At 35.8% G+C, this 24,837-nt stretch carries 25 protein-coding genes and 1 other RNA gene; 10 read left to right on the top strand and 16 right to left on the bottom strand.

Going from position 1 to position 24,837, the window contains the following annotated elements; all coding sequences use genetic code 11:
• Positions 1 to 74 precede the first annotated feature (74 nt).
• Positions 75 to 1,541 carry a hypothetical protein gene (locus ACO052_RS16645; protein WP_422104922.1) on the top strand — a complete coding sequence of 489 codons (1,467 nt, stop codon included), beginning with the start codon at positions 75 to 77 and terminating at the stop codon, positions 1,539 to 1,541.
• A 33-nt stretch (positions 1,542 to 1,574) separates the two neighbouring features.
• On the opposite strand, the gene fsa is transcribed toward ACO052_RS16645, so the two are convergent.
• From fsa to ffs, 4 genes are all read right to left on the bottom strand, one after another.
• Positions 1,575 to 2,228: a fructose-6-phosphate aldolase gene (gene fsa, locus ACO052_RS16650; protein ID WP_422104923.1), complete on the bottom strand. Its 654-nt coding sequence runs from the start codon at positions 2,226 to 2,228 to the stop codon at positions 1,575 to 1,577.
• 136 nt (positions 2,229 to 2,364) lie between these two features.
• On the bottom strand, positions 2,365 to 2,763 hold the full coding sequence (locus ACO052_RS16655) for a hypothetical protein (RefSeq protein WP_422104924.1): 399 nt from the start codon (positions 2,761 to 2,763) through the stop codon (positions 2,365 to 2,367).
• A 46-nt stretch (positions 2,764 to 2,809) separates the two neighbouring features.
• The gene (locus tag ACO052_RS16660) at positions 2,810 to 3,613 is read right to left on the bottom strand and encodes an SDR family oxidoreductase (protein WP_422104925.1); all 804 of its coding nucleotides are present in this window, start codon (positions 3,611 to 3,613) and stop codon (positions 2,810 to 2,812) included.
• Between the two features lie 128 nt (positions 3,614 to 3,741).
• Positions 3,742 to 3,840: signal recognition particle sRNA small type (ffs, locus tag ACO052_RS16665), an RNA gene on the bottom strand.
• 97 nt (positions 3,841 to 3,937) lie between these two features.
• Between ffs and ACO052_RS16670 the strand changes: the two genes are divergently transcribed.
• From ACO052_RS16670 to ACO052_RS16685, 4 genes are all read left to right on the top strand, one after another.
• Complete coding sequence (locus tag ACO052_RS16670) at positions 3,938 to 4,966, top strand: glutaminyl-peptide cyclotransferase (protein ID WP_422104926.1); 1,029 nt, start codon at positions 3,938 to 3,940, stop codon at positions 4,964 to 4,966.
• A gap of 7 nt (positions 4,967 to 4,973) precedes the next feature.
• Positions 4,974 to 5,363, top strand: a complete 390-nt coding sequence (locus tag ACO052_RS16675; protein WP_422104927.1) for an acyl-CoA thioesterase — start codon at positions 4,974 to 4,976, stop codon at positions 5,361 to 5,363.
• A gap of 147 nt (positions 5,364 to 5,510) precedes the next feature.
• A complete protein-coding gene (locus tag ACO052_RS16680; protein WP_422104928.1) occupies positions 5,511 to 6,275 on the top strand; it encodes a carboxypeptidase-like regulatory domain-containing protein in 765 nt (254 codons plus the stop codon).
• Positions 6,276 to 6,395: 120 nt separating this feature from the next.
• A complete protein-coding gene (locus ACO052_RS16685; protein ID WP_422104929.1) occupies positions 6,396 to 7,964 on the top strand; it encodes a right-handed parallel beta-helix repeat-containing protein in 1,569 nt (522 codons plus the stop codon).
• On the opposite strand, the gene ACO052_RS16690 is transcribed toward ACO052_RS16685, so the two are convergent.
• On the bottom strand, positions 7,948 to 8,493 hold the full coding sequence (locus tag ACO052_RS16690) for an RDD family protein (protein ID WP_422104930.1): 546 nt from the start codon (positions 8,491 to 8,493) through the stop codon (positions 7,948 to 7,950). The two genes, ACO052_RS16685 and ACO052_RS16690, sit on opposite strands and share 17 nt — an antisense overlap.
• Positions 8,494 to 8,648: 155 nt before the next feature.
• Positions 8,649 to 9,590, bottom strand: coding sequence for a DUF5694 domain-containing protein (locus tag ACO052_RS16695; RefSeq protein ID WP_422104931.1), 942 nt, complete (start codon positions 9,588 to 9,590; stop codon positions 8,649 to 8,651).
• 198 nt (positions 9,591 to 9,788) lie between these two features.
• Here ACO052_RS16695 and ACO052_RS16700 point away from each other — a divergent pair, with 198 nt between their 5' ends.
• Together ACO052_RS16700 and ACO052_RS16705 are read left to right on the top strand one after the other, a co-directional pair.
• Entirely contained in the window at positions 9,789 to 10,823 is a 1,035-nt protein-coding gene (locus ACO052_RS16700) for a sensor histidine kinase (protein ID WP_422104932.1), read from the top strand.
• Positions 10,820 to 11,503, top strand: a complete 684-nt coding sequence (locus ACO052_RS16705) for a LytR/AlgR family response regulator transcription factor (RefSeq protein WP_422104933.1) — start codon at positions 10,820 to 10,822, stop codon at positions 11,501 to 11,503. The genes ACO052_RS16700 and ACO052_RS16705 overlap by 4 nt, the downstream gene beginning before the upstream one ends.
• A 2-nt stretch (positions 11,504 to 11,505) precedes the next feature.
• On the opposite strand, the gene glyA is transcribed toward ACO052_RS16705, so the two are convergent.
• Positions 11,506 to 12,780, bottom strand: coding sequence for a serine hydroxymethyltransferase (gene glyA, locus ACO052_RS16710; protein WP_422104934.1), 1,275 nt, complete (start codon positions 12,778 to 12,780; stop codon positions 11,506 to 11,508).
• 112 nt (positions 12,781 to 12,892) lie between these two features.
• On the opposite strand from glyA, the gene fahA reads away from it, so the two are divergent.
• Both fahA and ACO052_RS16720 read left to right on the top strand, forming a co-directional pair.
• Positions 12,893 to 14,185: a fumarylacetoacetase gene (gene fahA, locus ACO052_RS16715; protein ID WP_422104935.1), complete on the top strand. Its 1,293-nt coding sequence runs from the start codon at positions 12,893 to 12,895 to the stop codon at positions 14,183 to 14,185.
• Between the two features lie 354 nt (positions 14,186 to 14,539).
• On the top strand, positions 14,540 to 15,721 hold the full coding sequence (locus tag ACO052_RS16720) for a hypothetical protein (protein ID WP_422104936.1): 1,182 nt from the start codon (positions 14,540 to 14,542) through the stop codon (positions 15,719 to 15,721).
• A 116-nt stretch (positions 15,722 to 15,837) separates the two neighbouring features.
• On the opposite strand, the gene ACO052_RS16725 is transcribed toward ACO052_RS16720, so the two are convergent.
• The 3 genes from ACO052_RS16725 to ACO052_RS16735 form a co-directional block, all read right to left on the bottom strand.
• Complete coding sequence (locus tag ACO052_RS16725; protein ID WP_422104937.1) at positions 15,838 to 16,674, bottom strand: PD-(D/E)XK nuclease domain-containing protein; 837 nt, start codon at positions 16,672 to 16,674, stop codon at positions 15,838 to 15,840.
• The gene (locus ACO052_RS16730; RefSeq protein ID WP_422104938.1) at positions 16,671 to 17,402 is read right to left on the bottom strand and encodes a sensor histidine kinase; all 732 of its coding nucleotides are present in this window, start codon (positions 17,400 to 17,402) and stop codon (positions 16,671 to 16,673) included. Before ACO052_RS16730 ends, ACO052_RS16725 begins: the two co-directional genes overlap by 4 nt.
• A 730-nt stretch (positions 17,403 to 18,132) precedes the next feature.
• Positions 18,133 to 18,873, bottom strand: coding sequence for a class I SAM-dependent methyltransferase (locus ACO052_RS16735; protein ID WP_422104939.1), 741 nt, complete (start codon positions 18,871 to 18,873; stop codon positions 18,133 to 18,135).
• A 354-nt stretch (positions 18,874 to 19,227) separates the two neighbouring features.
• On the opposite strand from ACO052_RS16735, the gene ACO052_RS16740 reads away from it, so the two are divergent.
• Positions 19,228 to 20,442, top strand: coding sequence for a hypothetical protein (locus tag ACO052_RS16740; protein ID WP_422104940.1), 1,215 nt, complete (start codon positions 19,228 to 19,230; stop codon positions 20,440 to 20,442).
• A gap of 201 nt (positions 20,443 to 20,643) precedes the next feature.
• Here the strand turns inward: ACO052_RS16740 and ACO052_RS16745 are convergent, their stop codons facing one another.
• From ACO052_RS16745 to ACO052_RS16770, 6 genes are all read right to left on the bottom strand, one after another.
• The gene (locus tag ACO052_RS16745) at positions 20,644 to 21,249 is read right to left on the bottom strand and encodes a hypothetical protein (RefSeq protein WP_422104941.1); all 606 of its coding nucleotides are present in this window, start codon (positions 21,247 to 21,249) and stop codon (positions 20,644 to 20,646) included.
• A gap of 539 nt (positions 21,250 to 21,788) precedes the next feature.
• Complete coding sequence (locus ACO052_RS16750; RefSeq protein WP_422104942.1) at positions 21,789 to 22,511, bottom strand: VOC family protein; 723 nt, start codon at positions 22,509 to 22,511, stop codon at positions 21,789 to 21,791.
• Position 22,512: 1 nt separating this feature from the next.
• Complete coding sequence (locus tag ACO052_RS16755; protein ID WP_422104943.1) at positions 22,513 to 23,028, bottom strand: hypothetical protein; 516 nt, start codon at positions 23,026 to 23,028, stop codon at positions 22,513 to 22,515.
• 64 nt (positions 23,029 to 23,092) lie between these two features.
• Positions 23,093 to 23,920: an ABC transporter six-transmembrane domain-containing protein gene (locus ACO052_RS16760; protein ID WP_422104944.1), complete on the bottom strand. Its 828-nt coding sequence runs from the start codon at positions 23,918 to 23,920 to the stop codon at positions 23,093 to 23,095.
• Complete coding sequence (locus ACO052_RS16765) at positions 23,910 to 24,170, bottom strand: hypothetical protein (protein ID WP_422104945.1); 261 nt, start codon at positions 24,168 to 24,170, stop codon at positions 23,910 to 23,912. Before ACO052_RS16765 ends, ACO052_RS16760 begins: the two co-directional genes overlap by 11 nt.
• A gap of 68 nt (positions 24,171 to 24,238) precedes the next feature.
• Complete coding sequence (locus ACO052_RS16770) at positions 24,239 to 24,802, bottom strand: Crp/Fnr family transcriptional regulator (protein WP_422104946.1); 564 nt, start codon at positions 24,800 to 24,802, stop codon at positions 24,239 to 24,241.
• Positions 24,803 to 24,837 lie beyond the last annotated feature (35 nt).

Genomic DNA, 24,837 nt, shown 5'->3' on the forward strand with positions numbered 1-24,837 from the left:
AAACCGTATAACAAGATTTAACTAGGTCTTAACAAGACTTCAATATTGCAAAACATATTTTTGTCTAATAACTTATGGTAAGATTCCCAATGTTGACTAGGTACATTATATGCTCTTTTGCTTTACTGTCTATAACTCTTGGATGCAAAGTAGATACAGGTGGTGAAGGTGATTATGCTTTTGTAGGTGGAGAAATTATTAATCCAAAGAACAAAAATGTAATACTTTATAACACCGAAGGTAAAGTTATAGACTCTTTAACCTTAGATCTAAATAACAGATTTGTCTACAAAATAAAGAACTTAGAGCCCGGTCTATACTCATTTACCCATGGCGGGGAATACCAATTAATTCTTTTAGAACCGAAAGACAGTGTGATGTTTAGACTGAATACCTACGACTTTGATGAGTCCTTGGTTTTTACTGGTGTCGGCGCCCGAAAGAATAATTACCTGATAGAAACCTATTTGGCTAATGAACGTGAAGAAAGCAAACTGATGAAGTACGCCAAAATGGAACCTGAAGCCTTTAATGAATTTATTGAAGAAAGACGCCTACGGGAATTGACCAAGTTTCATAATTTCCTTAGCGACAAACCAGAGTCTGAACTCTTCAAATCCATTATAGAAGCGAATATTAACTACTACTCTTATGCCCGCAAGGAAATCTATCCGTTTGCCTATTTCGGTAATAACAAATTAATACACATAAAGGATTTACCCGAAGATTTTTATGATTATAGAAGTACGGTAGATTACAATGCAGCGCATCTTGCCCATCTGTATTCCTACAATAGATTTCTATTTTTTTATATCGACAATTTGGCAGCACACGCCTACTATGAGAATAATCCTTTTCACAGTAAGTTCGATAGGCACAGAATGGATTACAATAAATCAAAATTAGATTTAATAGATAGCATCATTTCTGATGAAACGATTAAGAATAGTTTGTTAAAGTACAAGACCAGAGATTATGTAAGCCACAACCATACCGAGGCAGATGCTGATGAAATGCTCAATTATTTTCTGTCAAAAAGTACAAGTGAAGAAGATAAGGCAAGTATGAAAGAGTTAGTCTCGTCTTTAAAATTACTGAGACAAGGCAATACGATCCCTGATTTAGCCATCATTAATTATGACAATTCTGAACAAAATCTAAATTCTATTATCGAGCGACCTAGTATTATTTACTTCTGGTCATCCAACTCAAAACTACAGTACCGTAATAGTCACTATAAAGTAAAAAGTTTAAAATACGAATTCCCCAATGTCGACTTTGTCTCCATAAACCTTAACAGTAATGATGACAAATCTTGGAAAAGCATCATAAACAATTACGACTTCCCAAAGGATAAAGAATATAAATTTAAGTATCCAAAAAAGGCAAGGAAAGTATTAGCCGTTAACTATTTGAACAAGGCGATCATTGTTAACGAATACGGCATGATATTGCATCCAAACGTCAATATTTTTAAATCGGATTTCACCGAGATGCTAGGGGATCTTTTACAAAAAAAGCATCTTATCGCTAAACAATAAGATGCTCTTATACTCTATGTTTTGGAATAGGTTCTAATTCCCTTTCTTGTAATCTGCTAAGAATTTTTCTAATCCTATATCTGTTAATGGATGTTTTAGAAGTCCGATGATAGACGATAAAGGTCCTGTCATAACATCAGCTCCTAATTTGGCACAATCTATAACGTGCATCGTATGTCTCACTGAGGCTGCTAAAATTTGCGTATCAAAGGCATAGTTGTCATAAATATGGCGTATTTCTGCAATTAGATTTAAACCATCCGTAGAAATATCATCTAAACGACCGATAAATGGTGAAACGTAAGTTGCACCAGCTTTAGCGGCAAGTAAGGCCTGACCAGGTGAAAATACCAATGTCACATTGGTTTTAATGCCTTTATCCGAAAAATATTTACAAGCTTTTACACCATCCTTGATCATCGGTAACTTAATCACGATTTGATCGTGCAACTCTGCCAATGCCTCTCCTTCCCTAACCATACCTTCAAAATCAGTTGAGATAACCTCAGCTGAAACATCACCATCAACAATATTGCAGATATCTACATAATGCTTCATAATATTGTCTACACCTGTAATGCCCTCTTTTGCCATTAAAGATGGATTGGTGGTTACACCATCTAAAATACCCATATCCTGGGCCTCTTTAATCTGATCAAGATTGGCCGTGTCAATAAAAAATTTCATAATAAGCTCGTTTTATTTCCCTTCAACAGAGAATCTATTTAGTTGTGTTTTAATTGCCGCGAATTTACAACTAATCCTTAGGATGATTTAAAAAAAATCGTCAAAATATATTAACAATTTACCAAGAGAAAAACGGTTATTCTATAATTATCGTATAGGTTTTTGAAGTCTCTTGATCGCAAAGAATACTTTCATTATTATCATTAAAAGGTCCTTCAACAAAAAGGGATATGGTAATGTCATAAGTCCCCGCTTCCACAGGTCTACCTTCTATACTAATGGTTCTGTAATTTACAAAGTAATCCATGCCCTCTGGCAATCCGAACACATCAAAGAAATAATCATAATCATCGTCTCTGGGTTCATTATTAACTTCGCCGGTAAGTTGTTTGTAATAATAGGTTTCTGTCGATCCAATTGGGAATTGCGCATTGGGTAATTCGGCCTCCACTGGAATAACACAATCAAAAATAGACTGACAGCTAAAAGTGAAAAAAGAAAGTGATAAAAGTAAAAGAAAGTAACGTTTTTTCATGATAGCTAAGTTTGGTATGTATACCACAAATAGCGTACCACAAATGTTAAATCTTATAATGATTCATCAGTAGCCTTTCGTAGACCTTATCTGGAAGTATACGCTTTAAAACAATAGAGAACTTCTGCATAAAAGCACCTACTTTATAATGGACTTTTGGTGATGTTGTGCGTATAATTTTATAAATAGCCTCTGCCATATCTTTAGGATCATTACCATCATCAACATGCGCATTCATCATCTCTAGGGAGTGACTGTATTTTATCTTATATGGTGAATCCTCTAAAACGGGGGCATGGTAACGTCCCGCAGCAATATTGGTTGCAAAATCGCCCGGAGCCACATTGGTCATAGCAATGTTAAAATCTTTCAACTCCATCCTAAACGCCTCGGTCACTAATTCTAAAGCCCCTTTACTGGCACTATAGACGCCTCGAAAAGGTAATCCCATATACCCGGCAATAGAGGTGATATTAATAATCAATCCCGAATGTTGTTGACGCATGGTTGGTAATACGGCCTTAATCACGTTAATAGGTCCAAAAAAATTGGTCTCAAAGTTTCGTTTTATCTCAGCATCTGGAATTTCTTCAAGGGGTCCTGTAATTCCAGCACCTGCATTATTGATTAAAATATCTATTTTAGATTCTTTTTCTAAAACTTCTTCAACGCACTTAGAAATCGTTTCGGGCAGGGTGACATCTAAAGCTACGATAGGAAATTTACTATCAGGATAGTTCTTCGGATTGCGACTAGTGCCATATACTTTAAATCCTTTAGTCTGTAGAAACTCTCCAATCGATTTTCCGATACCTGACGATCCCCCTGTTATTAAAACAACTTTGGACATTTTATTGAGTTAGAAGTTGGAAGTTAAAAGTACGAAGTTTGAGAATAATAAAAAGAATTTAGAACCAAGAGATCCTGAATTTACTTCGGGATTATTTTAACTTATAATTTTAAAAACGCTACAATAAAAAAAGGCAAGCTACCTACATCACACCGCTACGACCGCGTACCTTTGCTACGTTCCCGTCCTGGAGGATTAAGCAGGAGCTGGTTGTGTAGGACTTGCCGGCTGCAAAGATACAACCTTTTAATATTTTTACAACCAAAAACAGTCATTTTTAAACTGAATTATATTTAATAACTTGCCAAAAATCTTCAGACATCTATGCACGTATATAAATCTACCGTCCTCTGCGCCTTAGCCTTATTGCTTATAAATTGCGGAAATACCAACAGCGCCCAGCTAACAGGTTTGGCTATTGATACCAAGGTAAAGTCCATTTTATTGGGAGATACTCTGGACTTATCCATTAAAAACCCCAAAGCATTGAACATCACAAAAGTGACGTATCAATTAAATGGGCAGGCCATAGAAAAAAATGCAGTGCTAAATAATACGACTTTGGGCGACAAAACGCTGACTGCTGTTGTTGCTTACGATGACAAAACTGAGACCTTAACGAAGTCTATAAAAATATATAACAATATCATACCTTCTATATATACGTATGAGATTGTCAATACCTATCCGCACGATATCACATCATATACTCAAGGCCTTGAGTTTTATAAGGGTGAATTGTATGAAAGTACAGGTCAGTACAAAGAATCGAAATTGAGACGTGTCAATTTTGAAACCGGAGAGGTTTTAAAAAATATTAATCTAAGCGACAATTTTTTTGGTGAAGGTTTAACCATTTTAAATGACAAAATCTATCAGTTAACTTGGAAAGCGAGACGTGGTTTCGTTTACGATGTCAATTCTTTCGAAAAACTAAGTACCTTCAATTATAGTAAAAGTAAAGAAGGCTGGGGTATTTGTAATGATGGTCAAACCTTATACAAATCGGACGGTACGGAAAAAATATGGCTTTTAAATCCTGAAAATCTAACCGAGAAGGGTCACATCCAAGTCTATACCGAAAAGGGCAAGATTCCTAGTTTAAATGAACTCGAATGGATTGACGGTAAAATTTTTGCCAATATCTATCAACGCAACGGTGTGGTGATTATTGATCCTAACACCGGAGGCGTTGAAGGTGTTATTGACTTTAAACCACTTCGAAAGCTCGTTACGCAACACGATAAACTAGACGTGCTCAATGGTATTGCCTATCACCCTGAACGCGGGACCATTTTTGTTACAGGAAAAAATTGGGATAGACTTTTTGAAGTAAAACTAAAGAAGCAGTAGTAAAGCATTGCAAACCTACGAGAAAACCATTACAGTCTCGGAAGAGGATCTAGATCAACTTAACCATGTTAACAACGTCCGCTATGTACAATGGGTGCAGGATATGGCGGAAGCGCATTGGCTTCAAAATGCAACAAAAGCTATATTAGACCACTATTTTTGGGTTTTGGTCAGTCATCATATCGATTATAAAAATCAAGCTGTGTTGGGAGATCAGCTAAGGCTTAAAACTTATGTCTCTAAGTCCGAAGGTATTTTTTCGATACGGCAAGTGGACATTTACAATGCTTCAAACGACAAACTCATTGTTAAATCAGAAACCAAATGGTGCCTTATGAGTATTAAGACTAAAAGGCCCACTAGAATTCCAGCAGAGATCATTACACTATTCGAATAAATTCTTCAGACAAGCCAATGTCCTACTATAAACCTGCTTTCCCAAGCCACGTTTGAGGAAGTTAACATTAATTTAGGTTAAAGTTTTTTTAATGGGCCTAGACGTATCGTATTTATCACTTTTCTTTAGCGCACCAATCATTTCAATATGCGACGCTTCGTTTTTATAATATTAGTGTTAGGTACAAATAGTCTTGTTTTAGGGCAAACTCTAGAAGGAAAAGTATACGATTCAAAAGCTGTTGTAAAGAACATCAAGGTTCTAAACAAAACCCAGAAGAGACTTACGGTGACCGATAAGGACGGTAACTTTAGTATTCCTGCAAAGATAAATGATACCATTTCATTTCAATCCGTATTCTATCACCCTAAAGACATCATCGTCACCCAAACCCATTTTGATGATCTTAATGTCTTTGAAGTCAAAAAAATTGTCAGTGAATTGGATGAAGTCACCATTAAAGCTGATCCTGAACAACCTGTCTTTGAAGAAGAAACCTATAATGAGGAGCTTCAAAATTTAATTCAGGAAGACATTAAGCGCAATCCTCACCTCTATCAACCACCAGGGGCGACTTATGGTGTAGACTTTATCTATCTCATTGGGCAAGTGGCGAAGCTGTTTAAACGAAAACGGCCTAAAGTCCCTACATACAAACTTCTCACTTACACACAAATAGACTCTTTATTTAAGAAAAGTACATTCTTTAATGAGCGACTCGTTACTGAAGATCTCAACATCCCTGAAAACAAAACAAAATTGTTTTTTGATTTTTGTGAGGCCAAGGGCATTAGCTCAGAACTATTACAGGATGGAAAAAAGATGATGCTATTAGAACAATTAGTTTTAAATAGCCAGTTATTCTTGCTCTTGCTCGAAGAGTATGGGGAACAAAAGAAAACTAAAGATTAGGAATTACAAGCTCCCATTCCTGTGGCCGCTTGCGCTCAGCGTGACATAATCTTTTAATTAAAACAAATACATAATAATTCATAACTTCAAAAGTTATATTTTAGAGCCAAAATTAGTTTTATGAAGCGATTGCTATCATTTTTCATCTGTTTAGGAATTATAGTAATGTGGAGTTCTTGTCGTGAGAATTTTGAATTTTCGCCAAGTACTGGAAATTTAGAATTTGAAAGAGATACCGTTTACCTAGATACCGTATTTACCAATATTGGTTCTAGCACCTATAATCTCAAAGTTTATAACCGAAGTGACGATGATATCGTTATCCCTACTATTCAGTTAGAAAACGGCACTGGTTCCTTTTACAGAATGAATGTCGATGGTACCACCGGACTTGAGGGTGACCAAGAAGGTAAGTTTTTTGAAAATGTTGAGCTTTTGGCAAATGACAGTTTGTTCATATTTATAGAGACCACAATTGACATTGAAACCCTCTCGAGCACAGATACCCAGTTTTTGTATACAGATCGTATTCTATTTGACTCTGGCAATAACCAGCAAGATGTGGATTTGGTGACTTTGGTAAAGGATGCCGTGTTTATATTTCCAAGTAGAGATGAAACTACGGGTATTATTGAAACCTTGACCTTTGATGTCGATGGTGATGGCACTCCTGACGAAACCACCTTACAAGGTCGATTTCTTGAAGATGACGAACTTGCATTTACCAACGAAAGACCCTATGTTATATATGGCTATGCTGGTGTAGGCGCAGGACAAACCTTAACTATGGAACCTGGAACTAGAGTTCATTTTCATGCTGATTCGGGGATCATAGTAACGGATGGCGGCACACTAAATATAAATGGTGCCTTGAGTACCGATTCAGAAGCACAGGAAAATGAAGTAATTCTTGAAGGCGATCGTTTAGAACCTCTTTTTGCAGATGTACCAGGGCAATGGGGAACGATTTGGTTATTTAATGGCAGTATGGATAATACCATTAATTATGCAACCATTAAAAATGCGACTATAGGTGTGCTTTCAGAGGGGAATCAAGAGGCAACAAATGATAAATTAACCATAAGTAATTCCCAGATTTATAACTCTAGCGCTTTTGGTATTTTAGGACGAGCTACATCCATAGCTGCCGAAAATGTGGTCATCAATAATGCTGGGCAATCCTCTTTTGCAGGTACTTTTGGCGGTAAATATAATTTTACACATTGTACCATAGCTAATTATTGGAACAACAGTTTTAGGCAATTCCCTGCGCTCCTACTCAATGATTTTATTGTAGATGAAAATAATACCGTCTTCACCAACGATTTAACAGAAGCCAACTTTAATAACTGCATCATTTACGGTAATGACAATCCCGAATTTTTATTAGAAAACGAAGGGGCTGTGTTTAACTTTAAATTCAATAATTGCTTATTGCGTTTTGATAATAGCAGTTTAAGCGGTACTGGAAACTATGTGTTTAGCGATATGATGTTTTACGAAGGTAACATCTTTAATACGGATCCCGATTTTGAAGCTCCATTTGAAAATCTGATGCGTATTGGACAAGATTCAGGGGCCAACGGCATTGGCAGTGCCAGTTTCATCATTCCAAATGATATCCTTGGAGACGCACGTACGTCGCCACCAGATGCGGGAGCTTATAACAGTACTATTTTTGAGGATTAGTATTTTGATTACTCACCAAAGTATTTAAAAGTTTATCATAGAGTGTTCTCCGGTAAACAAAAGCCATTATAAAATAGACTACAAATAGTATTGAACCCAATAATACTAAGTATCTGAAATCAGGGTTTTCCTCAAACCAAACTGGTGTTGGTAAATTCAATCCGATATGAATCAGCTCCCATGGCAGTAATTTAAGTGCTGTTCTTTTTATACTTTTAGTCTTAGAGATTTTTGATTTTGTTTCAGAATCCAAAACCTGTAGCTTCAAAATACGTTTGCCAAATGTCGCTTTACGATCTGAAGGTTCAGAAGTTATAAAATACAACCATGTTGGTAAAGATATGGTCAACCATACATAGCACTGTACATTCCACCCATTCCTAAACCAGTTTTCATCCATACCAAAATGAGTTCTTATCGGAGGCATAATGAGCCATTGAAAAACTAACATCAATACCACGTATATGATACTAACATCAATAAAATAAGCCAAACTACGCTTGAGAATATATTCCAATTTTATCTTCATAATAAGGGTTGTTTATAAAGCAAACCTATTTATGAATGTTGTCGATTCTAAATCAAACCAACTGAAATGTTATTTTATGCTGATGAATTGTGATGCATCAAATGCACAAATAACGCAAAATCATAATGCAATGACGGAAGGATAGAATTACGATTTTACTTGATGTAGTCTTTAAGATCGTGATACATAATTACCTTTAAATCAGGGTCTAATCGTTTCAATTCATCACTAACAGCTTTGGCATGGCCAGCACCTACGATTAGGACACTACGCTTTACAGAGTTATTTTTTAAGACCTCTAATATATTCTTCGCCATGTTTACATTGCGCTCATCCCATTTTTTTATTTGTAGGTCATAATCCTCACCGCTAAAGCCTTCGAACCGCAATGAGTTTATTCTGTAGTACAAATCCAAGGTTTCTGGCTTATTGATATATCGCCCTAATGACCATGAGGCGCCGGCAAATATATTTCCCCAAGTATCCTTTCGCATGGCTTTTTTAAATGCTTTTTTACCTTCTTTAGTTCCGGCTTTCAAGCTACGTTGCCATGCTGGCCAGTATCCGCTATAGCCTTCATGGCTGTCAACACCATAAACCTTTTTCAGTTCTAATTTTCGCATTAATTGAAAGGTTAAATCTGGATTTTGATTCCCATATGGTTTGAATTTTTCTGTAGCACCATGTCTTGCAAAGTATCCATACATTCTATGATTACCTTGATCACCAATACTTAAATAATAAGATTGTAGTTTTTTAAATTGAATACTATCTAATTCTGTATTCGGCGTTTGTTCTAGCACATCTATTTCGTTTTTAGCCATAATGAATGTGTCTTTCTTTTTAAGATAGGCCTCCTTAAAACGTGAGTTCCATTCACCCATAGCAGCGGTATCTCCCTTTTTTGAATACTCAGCCATTATTAATTCTGGCTCGTATTTTAATATCTTTTTAAGCATCGGCTTGTAAGCGCGCTTAACAATGCCCGGTAATTGGTGCATGTCCCCTACAATAAGAATTTCTTGCTGCTCTTGTGCACTTACACTGCAAAACTGAATTAATAGAAGTGTTAATAGAAGCTGAGATAAATGTTTCATAATTTTTCTTTTTAATGACATTCCAAAATTCACAATCTTGTATCTCATAAAAAAAGAGAATCTGTAAACTGCCTAAACTCCTCTGTAAAATTTTAAGCTCATATATTCATCTCAAAAGCCCTCATGTTGACCGATAAAAATTCTGAGTTTACAGATAGGTTTTTACCATTACAGGTATATTTTATTAGTTTCGCATGTATGAAATTCGACTTCAAAAAACTCGGTCTGTGGTTCCTATTTTATTATTTGGTCACTGATGTCATCAGAGGACTTTTAGAAACTGATACGATTGCTGAAGCCTTTAAATATCATATACAGCCTCATATCATTGCTTTAACCATTTCCGTAGGTTTTATCTTTTTCCTTTATGCCATAGTATCCTATTTCATATTTTATAAATGGCATAATAAAAAGCCTTTTTGGCTTAATCTCATAACAACCCTCATCTGTGCTCTAATCATCGTCTATTTGCGTTATCTCATTGAGGAAGTACTTTACAGAACCATGTTTGGATTTGGAAATTATAAAGAAGGGGTGTCTATGTCTTATTATATATTGGATAACTTCTACTACGTCTTTCAGTATTGCGCTTTGGGGATTATTTTTTACTTCTGGCAGTATTCAAAATTCAAGGATGAACGCACCAACCAATTGCTTTTGGAAAATCAGCGCATGGAATTGGACTTGTTACGCTCTCAGACCAATCCGCATTTTTTGTTCAATACACTAAATAACATATATGCGCTAGTTCATATAGATACGGATAAAGCCTTAGGCGCCATAGAAAAATTGTCTCTATTATTGCGCTATTCCTTATACAAAACCAAGACTCTAGTTCCTTTGGAAGATGAGATATCCCAAATTAGAAATTTTATAGATTTGGAAAGTCTTAGACATAAAGAACAACCAGCTGTAATGCTTAACATCGAAGGGGTCACAAAGAATATTCAAGTCCCTCAATTTTTATTATTACCTTTTATCGAAAATGCTTTTAAACATGGTAAATTGCATAGCAAAGCGCAACCTATTGAAATTAAAATCACAGTAAGAGATATGCGCTTAGATTATAAGGTTATAAATGAAATCGCTCAAAAGGAAAAAGACAAGGTTGGTGGTTTAGGTTTGGATAACCTTAAGAAGCGTTTAGAACTATTATTTCCTAAGCAGCATTCATTTTTCTGCAAAGCAGAACATTCAGTATTCAAAGCTCATCTTCAAATCCCTTTAAAATGACCTGTATAATCATTGACGATGAACCCCTAGCTATTAAACTACTAGAATCCTATATCTCCAAAATTGAAGATTTAGAGTTGGTTGCTACATACAATAATCCACTGGATGCGTTAAAACTATTGCGCGAAGCTTCCGTAGATTTGATATTTCTTGATATTCAAATGCCTGAAATCACCGGAGTTGAGTTCAAAAAAATTATTGGTCCAGAGGTAAACGTTATTTTTACTACAGCTTACTCTGAATATGCTTTGGAAAGCTATAATCTCAATGCGGTAGATTATCTGTTAAAACCTATCACCTTCCAGCGATTTTTACAAGCCGTTGAAAAAGTTCAAGAAAAAACTATCAAAACGCCTTCGGATGATGGCATTGATTACCTCTTCGTTAAGACCGAATATCGACATCAAAAAATTAGCTTTTCAGATATTTTGTTCTTAAAAGGTCTCAGCGATTATGTGGCTATACAAACAAAAGACGGTAAAGTACTCACGTTACAAAACATGAAAGACTTTGAACAACTCTTACCAAAACATAAGTTTATTCGTGTTCATAAGTCCTACATTGTGAGCTTAGAACATATTGCATTTATAGAACGCAATCGCATCGTCATACAAGGAGAATATATTCCTATCGGTGCCACTTATAAAGATGCGTTTTGGAAACGGATCAATGGGCAATAACACTAGGCATTAAACAAAGGTCTGCCACTCATCAATGCATTGACTTTCTTCGCAACGCCTTCTAAAACAGTGTCATTTTCATGGTTATTGATGACCTCATCAATTAAATCGACGATATAGGTCATGTCGTTTTCTTTTAGACCTCTTGTGGTAATGGCAGGAGTTCCTATTCTAATTCCAGACGTTACAAATGGAGATTCTGTATCGAAGGGCACCATATTTTTATTAACGGTAATATCTGCTTTAACCAAGGCATTCTCAGCATCCTTGCCCGTAATATTCTTATTGCGCAGATCGATGAGCATCATATGGTTGTCCGTTCCGCCCGATATTAAATGGTAATCCTTAGCAACAAAGGCTTTCGCCATGGCATCCGCGTTATGCTTAACCCTTAACATATAATGCATAAATTCGTCCGTTAAAGCTTCTCCGAATGCAATCGCTTTTGCCGCAATAACATGTTCTAAAGGCCCGCCTTGATTACCAGGGAAAACACCTGAATCCAATAAACCGGACATTTTACGAAGCTTTCCGCTTTTTAAGGTAATACCAAAGGGGTTATCAATATTTTCTCCCATCAATATCATACCACCTCTTGGCCCTCTTAAGGTCTTGTGTGTGGTCGTTGTCACGACGTGGCAATGTGGCATGGGATCATTGAGAATACCCTTAGCTATTAATCCCGCAGGATGTGAAATATCCGCCAGTAAAATAGCACCAACATTGTCGGCAACTTCCCTAAACTTGGCAAAGTCCATATCGCGAGAATAGGCCGAAGCCCCTGCTATGATTAACTTAGGACGTTCCTTTTCGGCAACATCAGATAGCATGTCATAATCGATATAACCTGTATCCTTCTTTACACCATAAAACGTAGGGCGATATAATTTACCTGAGAAATTGACCGGAGACCCATGCGTTAAGTGACCACCATGTGACAAATCAAATCCTAAAATTGTATCACCTGGCTTCAGGCAAGCATGAAACACCGCCGTATTGGCCTGACTTCCAGAATGTGGCTGCACATTGGCATAAGCTGCTCCAAACAAGGTTTTTGCACGATCGATGGCAACACGTTCAACTTCATCTACTACTTCACAACCTCCATAATAACGCTTTCCGGGATACCCTTCTGCATATTTGTTGGTTAATACAGAACCTGTAGCTTCCATAACTTGGTCACTAACAAAATTTTCGGAAGCAATTAATTCTACACCATCCAATTGGCGTTCTTTTTCGGCAGCTATAAGTTCAAAAATCTGTTCGTCGCGTTGCATAAATAATTTCTATATTTAAATGAAAATCAAAAATAGTAAAACATTAGTTTTAATATTAAAAATTATGTAGGTTTGAATAGAAATTAATGAACATATAATCAACAATAACAATATGCCGCTATCAGCAAATAATCCAAACAGAACATCATGGTTATACGTCAACAAATATTCTGATTTTCCCATTCAGAATATTCCCTTTGGTGTGTTTTTAACTAAAGAGGACATCATCACCATCGGAACGCGAATTGGGGATACAGCCATAGATCTTGGAGCACTGCATCAATTGGGTTATTTTGATGGCATTCCGTTAACGGATGATATTTTTCTTCAAGATTCCTTAAATGACTTTATTGCTGATGGTCGCAAAACTTGGCGCGCTGTGCGTAACCGTGTTGCGGAAATTTTTGATGCCACTAACGAAACGCTCAAGAACAACACCAAGCACAAGGAGATTATTTGTTTTAGATTGGACGAAATTGAAATGCAGATGCCCGTTCATGTGGGTGACTATACGGACTTTTATTCCAGTAAGGAACACGCCACCAATGTAGGTTCTATGTTTAGGGATCCTGACAATGCACTTATGCCTAACTGGTTACATATCCCTGTAGGATATCACGGCCGTAGCTCTTCGATTGTTACCACACACATTCCTATTCACAGACCACAAGGGCAAACCTTACCAGAAGGAGCAGACCGACCCGTTTTTGGTCCGAGCAAGTTGGTCGATTTTGAGCTAGAAATGGCTTTTATCACAACGGATGCCAATGACTTAGGTGAGCCTATCCCTGTTGACGAAGCCGAAGAATATATTTTTGGACTGGTGGTCTTTAACGATTGGTCGGCAAGAGACATTCAAAAATGGGAATATGTGCCTTTAGGACCTTTCTTAGGAAAGAATTTTGCATCGACCATGTCCCCCTGGATTGTTACACTCGATGCACTTGAACCCTTCAGGGTAGCAAGCCCTAAACAAGATCCAGAACCGCTACCTTATTTACAGACCAAAGGGAAACACAGCTTTGATATCCATTTGGAGGCAGGTATTATTCCAAAAGGTGGTAAAGAAACTACGGTTTGCAAAACCAACTTCAAGCATATGTACTGGAATATGGCCCAACAGTTAGCACACCATACCATCAATGGTTGCCCGGTAAACTCTGGTGATATGATGGGAAGTGGTACTATTTCAGGTCCGACTGAAGATTCTTATGGTTCCATGCTAGAGTTGACTTGGAAAGGCACCAAGCCTATTAAACTAAAAGATGGTACAGAACGTAAGTTCATCAATGACTATGATACGGTAGTGATGCGAGGCTATTGTGAAAATGACGATGTACGAATAGGCTTTGGTCAGGTAAAAACACAGTTACTACCCATATTTAATCCCAAGAAAAAGAAGTAATTTAAAATACGACGACCTTATAAATAAGAAGCTCGGAGTTAATTTTAATTTCGAGCTTTTTTGTTAGTCTTCCTGCCCACTGCCTACTGTTTACTGCTCACTGTGTACTGTTTACTGCCCACTGCCCACTGCGTACTGCTTACTGCCCACTGTTTACTGCCTACTGTTTACTGCCTACTGTTTACTACCAATCCCCCCTAAATAACTAATAATCAGAACTGTAAAAATTTTGGCATAATCATTGGTTTATACTTTGTATAAGATCCTGAAACGAGTTCAGGATGAGTTCAACTAACCATGTTGCTTCATTTCATTAGAAATTTGCAACAATGCGTTTCACTAAAATACAAGATTATGAAACGATTTTTACTTTTAACCGTCCTTGTTTCGGTACTCGTATCTTGTAGTGCCAAAAAACAAATCGAACAAGCTATCAGTCACGGTGATTACGACCAAGCCATTTCTGATGCTTTAAGGAAACTAGAAAACAACAAAGACAAAAAACGTAAGCAAGCCTATGTCTTTATGCTAAAAGATGCTTATGATAAAGTCTTGGCTGAAGACTTAGCGCACATTGCCCATCTTAAAGAAGATGGCAATCCTGAGTTATATAAAATCATTTATGAAACCTATGCCGATTTAGAGGCTAGACAGAATGCTATAAAACGTGTAATGCCTTTGAGAATTGAAGGTAGAACCATTCACTTTTCATTTAATGATTATAGCAGTGCATTGGTAGATTACAGATATAAAACCTCCGATTTCTTAATGGATAAAGCGCTGGATTTATTGGATACTGAAGATAAATTCAATGCGCGTGAAGCCTACAAGCTATTTGATTATGTGGATAACATTAATCCAAATTTTGAAGACGTTAGAAGCCTAATGCAAGAAGCGCATGCTATGGGTATGGACCATGTACATGTGTCCGTAAAAAACGAAACCCATCAAATCATACCACAACGCCTAGAAGCTGAGCTTTTGGACTTTAACACCTATGGCTTAAACCAGTTTTGGACGACCTACCACTCTATTGTAGATGATAGTCTGGATTACGATTTTGCTATGGAATTACAACTAAAGCGTATTAACATATCTCCAGAACGTATCAACGAAAGGCAGTTGTTAAGAGAACGTGACGTTGTGGATGGTTGGGAATACCTGTTGGATGAGCATGGCAATGTGGCTAAAGACAGCCTAGGTAATGATATTAAGGTCGATCGAATTATTAATGTAAGAGCCCGGTTTTTTGAAGTCCTGCAAACCAAATCTGCACAAGTCATTGCAGAAGTGGTGTATAAAGACTTGAGACAAAATCAAGTCATCGATTCCTTTGCGATAGATAGTGGCTTTACTTTCGAAAATGTCTTTGGGCATTTTAGAGGTGATAGACGTGCATTGAACAGAAACGATAGAGCTTTGATAAGACAAGGGCAAATCGCTTTCCCTAGCGATGAGCAAATGGTCTATGACTCTGGCGAAGATTTAAAACTACAGTTAAAAGATATTATTAGCCGTTATCGCTTAAATAGTTAGTGAATTAAAACCTCTCACATCAATTTAACATTCCGAAATGTGAGAGGTTTTTGTTACAGTTATAGGTTTCTTTAAACTATGGTTTTGAATCCAGCTTTTTTATGGGTTATTCTTGTTTAATGAGACATTTTCTGTGTAATATATTCACTAATGTTTTTCTCATTCCTATCAAACTTTACTCCTACTAAAAGAATTTCCTTTTGAGATCCAAAATACTTCTGAAAATATTTTCTTTCATGGATTTGCTCCAATGCAGATTCTGCGTCGGTAAGTTTAAACTCCATTAAATAAATATAATGATCAGTTTCAATTACTGCATCTATTCTTCCAATATTTGTTTCCATCTCTGAGTTAATATCCATACCAATTAAATCAAGAATTACTTGAATATAGCCATGATAATAACTCTCTTGGGTTTTCATGTTATATGTCAATCCCGCAAAGATTGACTGCATGATTTTTATGAATTGATCCAAGTTGTTTTCTTCTAGAGAAGCCTTTAACCCTTCGATTTTTGTAAGTTGCATCTTTTTCGATTTATCAGCTAGCCTTTCATTTTTTTCTAAAAAAGAATCCTTCATCCTTTGGAAAAAGAAACGCCTTTTTTTATCATCAATTGGAATAGGTTTACTAATATAATCCGAAGCCATTAAATCTTTTACGGCAATAACAGCGTCATCAGTTTCTGGGTATGCAGTAAATAAAACAACCCTCAATTCTGGATTTATTTTTTTTATTTGTTCTAGAAAAATCATTCCTTCTTTCGGGCTATTAGGAAATTTTATATCTAATAAGAGATTATCTGATTCACCCAAGAGTACATGTCTCAATGCCTGTGCTATAGAACTGCATTTTATTATTTCAAAACCATAGTTATTAAATAGCAACTCAGCTTTATTTAAAAACTCAACATCATCATCAGCCCAAATAATTCTAATGTTCTTACCTCTCATTTTAAAAATTTTAAAATTGCAGTAGTCCCAAGGCCTTCTTCAGATTTAACTTCAATTGTACCGTTAAGTTCTTCTTCAAGAATCCTTTTTGTCACTGTCAATCCAAGGCCCGATGCTTTAAGGTAAGTAGTAAAACCAGGATCATAGATTTTATCTAAATTCTCAGTAGAAATACCACGTCCATTATCTACAAACCTAATTTCTATATAGGCATCATTATTATTTATCTCGATTGTGATTAATCTATCTTCTATAGATGTATCAAAAAAAGATTGAATACAGTTGAATAAAATATTAATAATGATTATTGTGAATTGATTCTCTTTTCCAATTATTGAAATATTTTTTTGCACATTTACATCCACTTTAATCTTCTCCTTATAAAATCTAGATGCCATCAAATCAATACAATTTCTGATGCTCTCCCGTATATCTATATTTTTCTCTTTTGCGGTACTTCTATTACCCAACAAATCTTGCAATTTATTCAAATCATCATTGAGCATTCCGGCCGAACTTTTAATATCCTTGACTCCCCTTTTTATTCTCATAATATCATACCTCTCATTACTCCTTAATTCATTTTCTAATAAATAGTGTTCTAAGTTTAATATGTCAATATTTAACATGTCAAATTTCTGTACAAAATCATGAAGAAATACACGAATAAGAGTTTCAAATATCAAAATTCTACCTGAGTCACTAAAAAATAAATCTTGGTCTGACATTTTCTTTTAATTCTAGATACGCCTTTGTGCGGTCGATTATAATTTATCTAAAGTCTATTTCTGAATGCTTATAATATTAGTTCAGTTCAAATTGACTTTAACATCCGGAAATAAAGTTAATCTATTGAAGCGGTGATATCAATACGTAGAACTACTTAATCTTCAAAATTTATGGTTACTCTGGTTAAGATTTAAAGCTACAGTTAAAAGACATTATTAGCCGTTATCGCTTAAATAGTTAGTAAAATAAAACCTCTCACATTTCGATGCTTCGACTTTAGCCTGTCTTGAGCGTAGTCGAAAGGCTCAGCACAGGTAAGCTCAATGAACGTGAGAGGTTTTTTATTAAGCCAACACTTTTAGTACGTTTTTTCACGCAACCATTTTCCTTTTTTTACGTCTTCTATCTGAAGAAGCATCTAACTAAAAAATCAATCACAATGAAACAATTTACTATTCGATCTTTGGTCATATATCAATCATTTTTATGCTTTTCTCAAGATCCTACTGTTTGTATAACCAGTGATAACGATGACCAAAACGTTTTAAAAATTAGTAAGAATTAATTCATACGACAGGCATGGCCCATATTTGGGTCTATCACCCAAATAGCCAGTAAAAAAAGAGGTGGTCTAAGTAAGGTATTAATTCTGTTAATCTTCATTTTCACTCAGAATAATACTTTTTTAGTCGCCTCTTTTGAAAATACTTTCGGTGTTTAACGTATTCTTTAACCCTTAGGTTCATAGGTCAACACCACTCTAAAATGGCTTCTCGTAAAATAGGAGACCAATTTATTCCCCAACAACAACTGTCCTAACTTCCCTAAAACATTGGGTGAAGTCCATGTTGTTTTTACATGTTTAAAGCCTACTTCACTCACCAATTCGGACCATGTCTTTGGGGATTGGTGTTTTTCCCATTCTATAGATTTGGTAAAAACAGAGAATGGATTCTTAATTTTATAATCGTAGAAGAAGTTTCTATTACTGCAATCCGTCATAATCAAGGTTGCTCCTGGGTTACAAAATTTGACCAACAGATTAAAATAGTCTAAATAATATTTTCTAGCCGCTTCATCTTCTTTTAAAATGACACAGGCTTCCTCATTAATATGATTTACAGAATTTTGCATGAGTATAATATCAAATTTCTCAGTATCCTCGGGTAGGTTTTCAAGTACCTTAGTCGTCAGGCTGATATTATTTAGATTACCCAATTCTTTGTTAATTTCTTTAAACTCTTCATTGACTCCTGAAGTACTCCCATCAAATTCTGGTTCCATAACAACGGCATGCTTTGCTCCATTTAACGCGAGATAAAACGAATACAATCCTGAACCACCACCAATATCCAAAGCGCGTTTATCCTTAAAGTTGACGCCTTTAAACAGCTGTTCCTTAATATAAAACTCTATGCGTTTTGCCGAATAGACGACTCCGCGTTTCTCTAATAGTTCAAAATAATTCATGTTGGTATAGATTTAAATAATGGTTTGTGCGAAATAAAAATTGAAATAACAGTTTCAATCGAATAGGCTAGAATTTAGGTATGGTTGGTATTGCCTATGTAAACTCTTAATTTATTGGCAAAAGATGAAATTTATTGGTCTTAGAACAAAAAATCAAGACCAAGTGCAGCCTAAAAGGTTAGATATCATGGCTTTTCGATGGAGACCTATACCTTTTGAATCTATAGTAATGCTATTTTAAATGGTCTTTATCTCAAGAGCAATTTATACGATTTCATTGATCATAATTTACTTTTGTTTGATGACACTTTTTTGATTTTACGATGCTTTACTGATAACTAAAGCCACCTAAACATGAAAAAGCTATTCAGACTCTTCTTTTTATTTTTTGTCTTACATCCTTTCGCTTCCAGAGCACAATTATCCCATTATGTCCCAACACATTACCAGGGATTGTTTAATATGCAGCCCTCTAGTGCACGAGCAACAGGTATGGGGCTAACTACCATTACTTTACCTGGTGTTGAAAACGCATTCTACAATCCTGCCACCATAGGACTGGTAGAAGAAAAAGTCAGTGTACATCTCAACTATGCTTCTGGCAGTGAGGTGTACAGAAAAGGCCGATTTCCATTTATTGGCGCCACTTATCGTATCAATGATAAACTCATTGTAGGGATGAGCACCTTTTCTTGGTTAGACGATAAAGACTCACCATGGACGACCATAATTGGTATTTATAATGAGCCTGTCGATGGTAGAAGAAGTCAATCATGGTATAACTTTATAGCGGCTTATGAGATCATACCCCATCTACAATTTGGTGTTTCTGGGAACTATTTGGTTGATCGTTCGGTTGGACCTGGCACAGTCACCAATTCAGAGTTTATCTTATCGGCTGGTGCTATCTATGATAGAGCCGTAAACTTTATAAAATCGGATAAGGTTCAAAGACAAAATATTCGCGTAGCTGCAAGTTTGGTTAATGCCCTAATGAAAAACAGAATAGAGCAAACCTTTGAAGACAACCTCAACTTTAGAGATTTACCGATCCATTTGACCTTTGGAACAGCATATCAGGTTCGTTTGCCTTTTAGTCTGGGCTTTATAGAAGGTCGATCATTTTACGAAAGTATGCCGCGACATGTGGATTTGGCACTGCACTTTCAATATAGAGATGTCTTAAAAGGACCTGAAGATGATGTCGTTAACGCTAACCACGAGTTCAATTCCGCATTTGGAATTGGAGCTGAAGCCTGGTTTTTAGATTTTGCAGCGCTGCGCATGGGTTACTATACAGAAAAGCGTCCTTCTGGAAGACGTGAAGATGGAGGTCTATGGGTAACAGACACTAAAAGAGGCTTCACCTGGGGATTTGGGGCCAAACTGCCATTAAACGAGTGGACCAATAAAGCATTTCCTTTTACTACAGAAGTTAATTTGGTAACGAGCACCGTCTTAAACGAATACGCCAATAATGGCCCGACAATAGAGTCTTATTTTGATGGGAGAGATTTCTTGTTTGCCATTGGAGTTAACTTAAAATTGGTGAATAATAGTCAACCTTAAACAAGTAGGACTATAGGTTTTAATATTGTTCTTAAAAACCTCTCAATTTGAAAGGCTTTTTCTATTGCGTTTATAGGTTTTATGCATTTATTTTAACCTTTTTCTGTCGCGTTGTATAATATGAAATTTGTCTTTATTATAAGTAAAGAAGCTTTGTGGATGTCTGAAAATTAGATATACATGTTATTAGGTATATCAGTTCTATTTGTCCCTCTCTATTTTGGGAAACTCAATATTTATGGATTTTAGTAGAGAGTTAATTCCATCAAGCATTTTCTCCAATAAATCATCAAAGAAATTTGAAAATACATTTTTTGACTTCAGGTTTGAAAGGATTAAAATAAAAATTAAAGGAACCAATATCAAAAAAAATAGGGATTCACCATTCTCTGTTGCAACTGAAGAAAATGAATGTTCAAAAAAAAGAAATACGGCAACTACAATAATTTTAAATAAATAATTTATTAAGTCAAACCTTTTAAATTTCATCAGTTCTCTTGACCATCTGGTATTTTCTTTTACCAAGGCGGAATACTGTTTAATATCTCTTCTTATCAATTTAGCTGATTGAATGAAAAAGATTACTATACTTGGTATAATTACTGAGCTAGTCAATACTCTGAAAAAGATATCTGAGTTATTCTTCATTATTGCATAGCGATAAATAATTAGTCCTAGAGATATAAAGAATAAGCTAACAAGATTAACTATTAAGAAAAATTTTAATCTTTTGACATATTCTCTAATTGCTTCCTTTTTTCCCCTTTGAAGTGGTAACAAGGCAGGTCTTTGAATTTCTTTATCCATTAATGTTTTTAACTACTTGTTTGTTTATTTTTAACTTCATTATTTGCTTGAATTGTCAGAATATATAAGTCTTTGTATAAATTAATTAATATTGGTATTAACGTCGAAATTGCAAAGATTCCTCTAAAAATCAATATTAGTATTTTATTCATTTCATCTGTGGTGAGAAGGGAAACTATATAGGCAACTAAATATTGAACTCCTAACCAAATACACAAAAAAAATGCATTTAGTAGAACGGACCAAATGCCAATTAGAAAACTATATAATTTAGACTTAGCCTGATCTTTTATGTTATTATTAGACATATAGTTTTTATGTTTTGTCGTGCAAATAATTGATAATAAAGTTAATACTCATTTATAAGTTTAACAGAACTAATCGTTTCAAGCAAAAAGTATTAGACAACTGATTATACATAAGGCCAAGTTGAGTTCAGTTCTAATATTTCCTCTAAGTTCAGCACGGATACGCTAAATTAAACTTTAAATTCGCAGAAATCAATACGTAGAACTACGTAATTTCAAGGAAGTTAAGGGCTATTTAACCTCTTGAATATAAAAAAAGGCTTGGCCTGAGTTATCCGTCATAAGGAGGCGTTCCCCTTCATCAAAGACCACATTTCCACCATTATCCAGAATAAGACTTTTGGCGGTATTCAAATCCTTAACACCAAAGGTACAGACCCAATATTCGTATTTACCTTTGAAATTATTATGAATTTGCAGCGCATCAGCAATATGTACCTTATTCTGGGTATAGATTTCGAAGTGGTCATTGCTGGTCTTTACAAAGGTCCAGTCAAAAATACCTTCATAAAATGGAATGATGTTTTTGGCATCAGAAATATGAAGTTCGTTCCAAATAAGGGTGTTGGCTTCATTTTCTGTACGCGTAGATTTGAGATGATCACCTTCATAGATGGTAAATCCGGCCCCTTGGGGATCCCTAATTAAAGCTACTTTGCCAAAACCGTCTAAGCTTTGTTCCATCTCTATAATCCCACCCAATTCGCGGGCCTTAGCAACCGTATGCTTGATGTCATTCACCTGAATATAGGTCATCCAAAAATGGGGCATACGCATTTGTTTAAACTTCTCTGGGGTTTCGTACAACCCTACAATATCCTTATCCCCTTTATAAGCTACATAATATTGATAATCCTTATGATAGAACCAACCAAAAACGGTTTCGTAGAAGACCATTGTTGATTTTGGTGTATAGGTCGATAAATCGGCGAAAATAATAGTATTTGGTTTCATATTAATCCGTTTTTTGACGTTTCCAGGTTTCGGTATAAGGCTCCCTGTCAAGGGTCATTTTTAGCTCTAATTTGTCAATGGTTTTTAAGGTTATAAGGACTTCATAATTTAAACCATCTGGCATATAGAGTCTACCTCTTTTATAAACCCCATCTTCATAATGCATAGCGCTCAAAAAATAATCACTTTTATCTCCCTTTGCCGTGTATTCGGTGCTACCATCATTATAATAATGGATTTTCCCTACATAAGCTCCTTCGTGTTTTTCAATCTCATAAATGCCCATACCATAGTCATTTTTCATCTCCCAGACACCAATAATTTGGTCCGCTTGCGCACTATTTAAATTGACGGTCTGTTCTGTCTTAGAAGCATAATACTTCTTAGCATCCATCTCATGTTGCATAGCAACAATGGAGTGTGCTATCGCTTGTGCTTTTTGTTTTTCTACTTTAGACTCACAGGACAATAAAACTATAAATAGTGTTAGAAGCTTAAAAAATGGATATGCTTTCATCTGTTAATCTTTACTAGGATACTTCAAAATTAAAACTCTTAAACCTCACAACTTTTGACTTAAATCAAAAAGCACTTATCCGTTTATAAATTTCTTTAAGGCGCAACCATTGTTGGTAGAATAAAGGCAAACTGACCATACTTTCGATATACTGATAGACATACATGATCAAGGCAAACAAAGCGCCGTATTCTGTGATGCCTGCAGCCACTGAAATCACGATAGCAAGCAGCAGAAAAAAAATCATGACTATCCAACTTAACGAAAAGTTGACCGTCTCTAAATCGGATAATTGTATATTGATTTTTGTCAATCGGGAAATGTGATTTTGCAATTCGTTTTTAGGGGATTGGCTTAAAGTATGGACCTGCGTTTCCAACTCATTATTATAGGCTGAGTTATAGGTAGTAATTTTTTTAGAACTCAACCCATATATAAGCAAGACCAAGATACCCGCAGCTAGCGCAAATAAAAATATGTAGCTATTTAGTGAAAGAATAATAAAAGCGATACCAAGCAAGCCTATGGTATGTTGAATTAGCTCTGGAATTTGATTTTCCATAAACTCGGTAATCTCATTAAGCATATGAAGGCGTGCTGCTTTTTCAGACACCTCAGTTGGATTATCGATCATAAGTTCTGAACTCATCGCTATGTATAGCTTCGCATAAAAGCGAGAATCCATAAGTCGCCGGATACCTCCAACAAGAACGAGTGCAATGCCCAAACCGCCTAAATGATAGATTGCGGTAAAATCCCTCTGTATGGCGCCATCCACAGCATAACCAATAAAAAGTGGTAGTAATATCCCCATAAATGCTTCCACAAGAATAAGAAGCAAGGTCAACGACAATCTAAAGGTATAGGTCTTGAGTATTTTATTAATATCCATAATACCAATCCATTACGGGTTCTGAATACACTAAACTGAGCAATGATAACATCACCCAAACTATAGAAATTAACCAAAATAAAAATGGGTTGTCATCTTTTGGGACATGATCCAAAAAAACAGCAACTTTAGATCTAATCCCTTGAATGCTCCATATTAAAAAGACAATAGCAAAATAGAAAGTGCCCCAGTTAAAATAAAAAGCAAAAGGCATAATGGCCAAAGCGATAACAGACTTCCTGTACCTCATATGTATTAAATTTAGATACGCAATGTACTATGGGCAGAAGCTATTTTTTTTGAGCTATATCAAAAAATTTAGCGCTGGGCACGTATTCGGCTTAGAGTTTCTTGAGAGATGCCCAAAAAAGAAGCGATGTAACCGAGTTTTACTCGTAATTCTATTTGTGGAAATTTTCTGAGTAAAAGCTCATATTTTTCCTTAGCGGAAAGAAAAGACCAGCTCTTGGTAAATTCATCCAATACGGCCAAGATATCTTCAGCCATAAGTCTTGCAAAATTGCCAAAGGCAGGGAAATCGGCGATAAGCTTTTGAAAATCGGTAAAACTGATGCGATAGAGTATACTATCCTCCAAACATTCAATCGTTTCAAAACTTGGTTTTTGTAGATAAAAGCTAGACCAAGCCGTAATAAATTGTCCCTCAGCATAAAACCAAGAGCTCACTTGTCGACCATCATGAAGGTAATAATTGTGCAGCATCCCCTTTTCCACAAAATAAAGATCCTTAGCACGCTGTCCTTCTTGCAAAATGCTGTCTCCTTTTTTGGTCTCAATCCGTTGAAAAGCATTCAAAATAGCCTTCTTAAGCTCTGGTGTGATATAAGCATGTTGCGATATGTAGTGTAAGAGGTCTTGCATTATTGTGCCCAAATTAACAAAGCATTTAATCAGAC

This window comes from Winogradskyella sp. (assembly GCF_965228925.1).
Lineage (GTDB): Bacteria > Bacteroidota > Bacteroidia > Flavobacteriales > Flavobacteriaceae > Winogradskyella.